Genomic DNA, 6,235 nt, shown 5'->3' on the forward strand with positions numbered 1-6,235 from the left:
GAACCGCGGATCGTCGAGACTTGCTTCGATCTCGCGGCGCAGTGTATCGAGATCCGCGTCGCTCGCCTGTCGCGTGAAAAGCGGATGGATACCGAGCGCATAGACGCCGCCCGCGATTCGATGAGCGAGCGTGCGGACCGTCGAAAAATTTTGCACCGCCACGGCCGGAATGACGATGCGCCCCACCCCGCAAGCCTGCGCGGCCTGCGCGACGGCTTCACGATCGTCGTCGAACTCGCCTGCGTCCAGATGGCAATGCGTATCGATCCACATGGCGACGCTCCCTTGGGCCGGTTCACGCTGGTTCGCGCTAGCTCCAGACTTTCCAGACTTGCGCTTCGTAGCGGCTCGCTACACGGGGACGGACGGCTCCTCGTGCAGCACGCCGTCGCGCAAACGCACGATGCGATCGCACCTCCCCGCCAGATCGATATCGTGCGTGACGATGACGAAGCTCGTCTCGAGCGTGGCGGACAGCTCGAGCATCAGATTGAAGACGTTGTCCGCCGTCGCACCGTCGAGGTTTCCGGTTGGCTCGTCGGCCAGCACACAAGCCGGTTGGGTGACCAGCGCGCGCGCGATCGCCACACGCTGGCGCTCGCCGCCCGACAGCTCGCCGGGACGATGCTTCGCGCGGTGGGCCAGACCGACACGCTCGAGCATGGCCAGGGCTTCGCGCCGCGCGTCCTCGGGCGCGAGACGCCGAATGCGCAGCGGCATCGCGACGTTGTCGAGCGCGCTGAATTCGGCGAGCAGATGATGGAACTGATAGACGAAGCCGAGCGCGCGATTACGCAGATCGTTGCGCTCGCGTTCGCCCAACGCCGTGAAAGGCCGGCCGAGCAATGAGACGCTGCCGGCGCTCGGCTCGTCCAGACCGCCAAGCACATGAAGGAGCGTGCTCTTGCCGGAGCCCGACGCTCCGACGATCGCGAGTTTTTCGCCGCGGCGCACGGCCAACTCGGCCCCGTTCAGCACGGGCACATTCAGCCCGCCTTGAACGAATGCCTTCGAGATGCCGTGCGCTTCGAGCACGTACTGTGCCGATTCCGACGCCTTCCCCGCGGCGTAACCCGGTGTTGCCCGTTCGATCATGGATTCGTTATTCATACCGCAGTGCCTCCGCCGGCCGCACCTTCGCGCCGCGCCAGCTCGGATAGAGCGTCGCGAGCGCCGACAAGGCGAATGCGATGATGCCGATCCGGATCACATCGCTCGCGACCAGTTCCGAGGGCAGCTCCGTAATGAAATAGACGGACGGCGGCAGAAATTGCACGCCGAGCAAATGTTCGATCATCGGCACGAGCCACGGGATGCTCCATGCGATCAGGCAGCCGAGCGCGACGCCCGATGCCGTCCCCGCGAAGCCGATCGTGATCCCCTGCACGAAGAAGATCTTCATGATCGAGCCCGGCTGCGCGCCGAGCGTGCGCAAGATGGCGATGTCGGCCTGCTTGTTCGTCACCGTCATGACGAGCGACGAAACCAGATTGAACGCGGCCACGGCGATGATCAGCGTGAGGATCACGAACATCATGCGTTTCTCGATCTTGACGGCCGAGAACCATGTCTTGTTCTGCTGCGTCCAGTCGCGAATGTAAAGATCGCCCGACAGGGTATGCGACAACTCCCGAGCGACGCGCGGCGCTTCCTGCATATCCTTGAGCCTGAGCCGCACGCCTGTCGGCGCGGCAGTGCGGAACAGCACCTCGGCATCGCGGATATTGATGAGCGCGAGCGTGCTGTCATATTCGTAGTGGCCCGATTCGAACACGCCCGAGACCGTAAACTGCTTCAAGCGAGGCAGCATGCCGGCCGGCGTCAACGATCCTTCCGGCGCAACGAGCGTGATTTTGTCGCCGGCCGACACGCCGAGATTGGCGGCCAGATCGGCACCGAGCACGATGTTGAACTGTCCCGGCTGAAGATCGGTCAGGCGGCCGGCCTTCATGTCTTTGCCGATATCGGACACCTGCGGCTCGAGCGACGGTTCGATCCCGCGCAGCGCCACGCCGCTCACGGACTCCTGGCGAGTGAGCAATGCCTGTGCGTCGACGTACGGGGCCGCGCCGATCACGGCCGGATTGCGGCGCGCCTCGAACGCCGTGCGCTGCCAGTCGGGCATGGAGCCCGTCGGCGAAAAAATCTCGACGTGCGCAAGGACCGACAGCATGCGGTCGCGCACTTCTTTCTGAAAGCCGTTCATGACGGAAAGCACGACGATCAGCGCCGCGACGCCAAGCGCGATGCCCGACATCGATACGAGCGCGATGAACGAAATGAAGCCGTTGCCTGTCGTGCGCTTGCCGGCGCGCGTATAGCGCCAGCCGATTTGCCATTCGTAAGGGAGTTTCAAGCGAATCCTTCTATTCTTTGCGGCTACCACGCGCCCCGCCGACCCCAGCGGCGCGCCCGACCGGCCCGCAATGCACGTGCCGCGCCAGCGAACGTCGCTCAAGCGACGGATGCGGCGCCGATCAAGCGCGCAGTTTGCCATACAATGCGCACCATCATGCATTCCAACCGCCTTCATCTCCTGTTACCGTTCGCGCTACCCTCGGCGGCCGATGCCTCCACCGCACTGCACGAGCTGCGCAGCCCGGCGCTCGACAAATTGCTCGCGCGCGCGGCGCTCGTCGAGCGCGTGGCCGGCGAAGACTTCCAGCGCACGCTGCCGCACGAACGGTGGGTCGCGCGCCAGTTCGGCGCCATCGCCCCGAACGCCACCGACAACGCCCCGCTCGCACCCTATATGCTACTCGCCGACGGCGGCACGCCCGGCGGGGACGAATGGGCGTGCGTCGAGCCGGTCCACGTCCGCATCGCCCACGATCACCTCGTCTTGATCGATCCGTCCGCACTGGCTTTGACCGACGAAGAGGCCGCCAAGCTCCTTTCTGTCGCCAAGCCGTTGATCGAAGAGCTGGGCGTGCGCGTCGAGGCGCCCACCCCGCACCGCTGGTATTTGACCGGTGAGGCGCTGGGCAAGCTCGCGGGGGCGTCGCCGCTGCGTGCGAGCGGGCGCAGCATCGAGATCTGGCTACCGCACGATGCGCAGTCGGGCCAGCGCTCGCGGATCTGGATGAAGCTGCAAAACGAAGTGCAGATGGGTTGGTTCGAGCACCCCGTGAACGAGGCGCGGGAAGCGCAGGGACTCCCGGCGGTGAACTCCATCTGGCTGCACGCGCAGGGCACGGCGCAACCGGTGCGCAGTCCGTTCGTGCGCGTCCTGTCCGATGCACTCGCCACGCGCGGGTTGGCGCTGGCCGCCTCCGTCGAGACGGCTCGCGCGCCGAGTTCGTTCAAAGCGCTGCCGCCGCTCGGCGCGGGCACGACGCTCGTCGAACTGAACCCGTTCGCAGCGCCGTTCATCGCCCAAGACTGGGCGGCCTGGCAAGCAGCGCTCGATGAGGTCGAACGCGACTGGTTCGCCCCCGCTTTGGAAGCGCTCGACGCGGGGCGCCTCGGCGCGCTCACATTGACGTTGGCCGGCGATACCGGCTCGGTCACGCTCGCCGCCACACGCGGCGACTTGCGCAAATTTTGGCGCCGGCGCGTGCTGCCGTCGCTGCTCGAATGATGCCGCGCCCCTTCGCCGTCTGCCGAGGCTCCGCCGCCCGCGCCCTCGCCCCCGGCCTCGCCCTTCACTCGGCGCGATTCGGCCCGTATAGCCCGCATAGCCCGCTTGGGCGCCCGTTCTTCTTTGCTTTCCTGCCCGCATGACTCGAATCGTCACCCGCGCATGCTCGCCCGCCGATGAAACGGCATTGATCCGGCACGGCCTGCACCCGATCCTGGCCCGGCTCTACGCCGCACGCGGTGTGCGCCTGCCGGACGAAATCGAAACCGGGCTCACGCGGCTCGTTCCGCCGGTGCGGTTGAAGGGCACGGACGACGCCGCCCGGTTGCTGGCGGCGGCTATCGCCCAGCGCAAGCGCTTGCTCGTCGTCGCCGATTACGACTGCGACGGCGCTACAGCCTGCGCGGTGGCCGTGCGCGGCCTGCGCATGTTCGGCGCGCAAGTCGACTATCTCGTGCCGAACCGCTTCGAATACGGCTACGGGCTCACGCCCGAAATCGTCGAACTGGCGGCCGAGCGCAAGCCCGATCTGCTCATCACTGTCGACAACGGCATCGCCAGCGTCGATGGCGTGGCCGCCGCCAATGCGCGCGGCATCGACGTGCTGGTCACCGATCACCACTTGCCCGGCGATACGCTTCCGGCCGCGCGCGCGATCGTCAATCCGAACCAGCCGGGCTGCGAATTTCCGAGCAAATGCATCGCGGGTGTCGGCGTCATGTTCTATGTGCTGCTCGCGCTCAGAGCGCAGTTGCGCGAGCGCGGCGCATTCGGCGAAGGCGGCATGGCCGAGCCGCGGCTCGACGGCCTGCTCGATCTCGTCGCGCTCGGCACGGTGGCGGACGTGGTCAAGCTGGACGGCAACAACCGCGTGCTCGTGGCTCAGGGGCTGGCACGGATCCGCCGCGGCCGCATGCAGCCGGGTATCGCCGCGCTGTTCCGCGCCGCGGGACGCGACGCGCGCAACGCGTCGGGATTCGATCTCGGCTTCGCCCTGGGCCCGCGCCTGAACGCCGCGGGACGGCTCTCGGACATGTCGCTCGGAATCGAATGCCTGACGACGGACGATGTCGGCCGCGCCTGGGAACTCGCACAGCAGCTCGATGCGATGAACCGCGAGCGGCGCGAGATCGAAGCCGGCATGCAACAGCAGGCGCTCGACGAGATCGCCTCGCTCGATCCGGACGGCCGCGCGACGATCACGCTATTCAACGAAACCTGGCACCAGGGCGTCATCGGCATTGTCGCCGGGCGGCTGAAGGAAAAGTATCACCGGCCCTCGTTCACGTTCGCGCTCGCCGACGAACGCGGCGAACTCGTCAAAGGCTCGGGCCGCTCGATTCCCGGCTTTCATCTGCGCGACGCGCTCGATCTGATCGCCAAGCGCGAGCCTGACCTGATCGTCAAGTTCGGCGGGCATGCGATGGCGGCCGGCCTCACGCTCGCCACGCGCGATGTTCCGCGCTTTGCGGCCGCGTTCGAATCCGTTGCCCGGGAGGCATTGGACGACGATGCGCTGGCCCGCGTAGTGATGACCGACGGCGAGCTCGAAGACGCCTATTTCACGCCGCAAGTCGTCGAACTCATCGACGCGGCCGTGTGGGGCCAGGGCTTCCCCGCGCCGACGTTCTCGGGCGAATTCGACGTCGTCTCGCAAGCGCTCGTGAAAGATAAGCATCTGAAACTGCAGTTGGCCCGCGGGCGACAGCGCTTCCAAGCGATCTGGTTCAATCACACCGACACCCTGCCCGCGCGCGCGCATCTCGCCTACCGGCTGGCGGCCGACAGCTGGAACGGCGTCGTGCGCGTACAACTGATCGTGGAGCACGCCGGATCCGACGCGGCGCAGTAAGGCCGTCCGCCGGATATCCGCCGCCGCCCCCCCGAGCACGCGCGGCACTTGCTGGGCGAGGGCTCGCACGCATCCATCGAGTGCGAACCGCGAAAGGTTGCGTTCCGCCCGCGCTTCCAGAGGCCGGCCGAGTGCTCGCCCGGCTTGCCCAAAGGCCCGGCGAGCCAGCGCCATCGGCTATAATTTCCCCTTTTCACGAAGCAGAAAAGATCGACATGGAAGCCGAACGTCTGAACGCGATCGAAGGCTCTCTGGCAGACTTGCGCCGGCGCGCGGGCGAGCTACGGGGGTATCTTTGACTACGACGCCAAATTTGCGCGTCTAGCTGAAGTCAACAAGGAACTCGAAGATCCCAACGTCTGGAACGACTCGAAGCATGCCCAGGCCCTCGGCCGGGAAAAGAAAATGCTTGAGGGCGTCGTCCTGACCCTCTCCGCGCTCGACGCGGACCTGCGCGATGCGCAGGATCTCTTCGACATGGCCCGCGAGGAAAGCGACGACGATACCCTCGTCTCCTGCGAGGACGATGCGCAGAAGATCGAAGCGCGCGTGGCCGATCTCGAATTCCGCCGGATGTTCGCGAATCCGGCCGATCCGAATAACGCATTCATCGACATCCAGGCCGGCGCCGGCGGCACCGAAGCGTGCGATTGGGCCTCGATGCTGCTGCGCCAGTACTTGCGCTATTGCGAGCGCAAGGGCTTCAAGACAGAAGTGCTCGAAGAGTCGGAAGGCGATGTCGCGGGCATCAAGAACGCGACGATCAAGGTCGAAGGCGAGTATGCCTACGGCTTCCTGCGCAC

General features: G+C 66.3%; 5 protein-coding genes and 1 pseudogene. 3 read left to right on the plus strand and 3 right to left on the minus strand.

Translation table 11 applies throughout. From position 1 onward, the window contains the following. The 3 genes from ACTHL0_RS04770 to ACTHL0_RS04780 all read right to left on the minus strand — a co-directional run. Positions 1–273 (minus strand): TatD family hydrolase (locus ACTHL0_RS04770; protein WP_440565444.1); only part of this gene is annotated, 273 nt, incomplete at its 3' end. Positions 274–351: 78 nt separating this feature from the next. Further along, positions 352–1,095, minus strand: a complete 744-nt coding sequence (lolD, locus tag ACTHL0_RS04775; RefSeq protein ID WP_440565448.1) for a lipoprotein-releasing ABC transporter ATP-binding protein LolD — start codon at positions 1,093–1,095, stop codon at positions 352–354. Positions 1,096–1,102: 7 nt separating this feature from the next. Then, on the minus strand, positions 1,103–2,356 hold the full coding sequence (locus ACTHL0_RS04780; RefSeq protein WP_440565445.1) for a lipoprotein-releasing ABC transporter permease subunit: 1,254 nt from the start codon (positions 2,354–2,356) through the stop codon (positions 1,103–1,105). 144 nt (positions 2,357–2,500) lie between these two features. On the opposite strand from ACTHL0_RS04780, the gene ACTHL0_RS04785 reads away from it, so the two are divergent. From ACTHL0_RS04785 to ACTHL0_RS04795, 3 genes and pseudogenes are all read left to right on the plus strand, one after another. Then, positions 2,501–3,580, plus strand: coding sequence for a regulator (locus ACTHL0_RS04785; protein ID WP_440565446.1), 1,080 nt, complete (start codon positions 2,501–2,503; stop codon positions 3,578–3,580). Positions 3,581–3,719: 139 nt separating this feature from the next. Further along, positions 3,720–5,432, plus strand: a complete 1,713-nt coding sequence (gene recJ, locus ACTHL0_RS04790) for a single-stranded-DNA-specific exonuclease RecJ (RefSeq protein WP_440565447.1) — start codon at positions 3,720–3,722, stop codon at positions 5,430–5,432. A 215-nt stretch (positions 5,433–5,647) separates the two neighbouring features. Continuing rightward, positions 5,648–6,235, plus strand: a pseudogene (locus ACTHL0_RS04795) (PCRF domain-containing protein); the annotation flags it as partial.

It is taken from the genome of Trinickia sp. (assembly GCF_051961175.1).
Lineage (GTDB): Bacteria > Pseudomonadota > Gammaproteobacteria > Burkholderiales > Burkholderiaceae > Trinickia.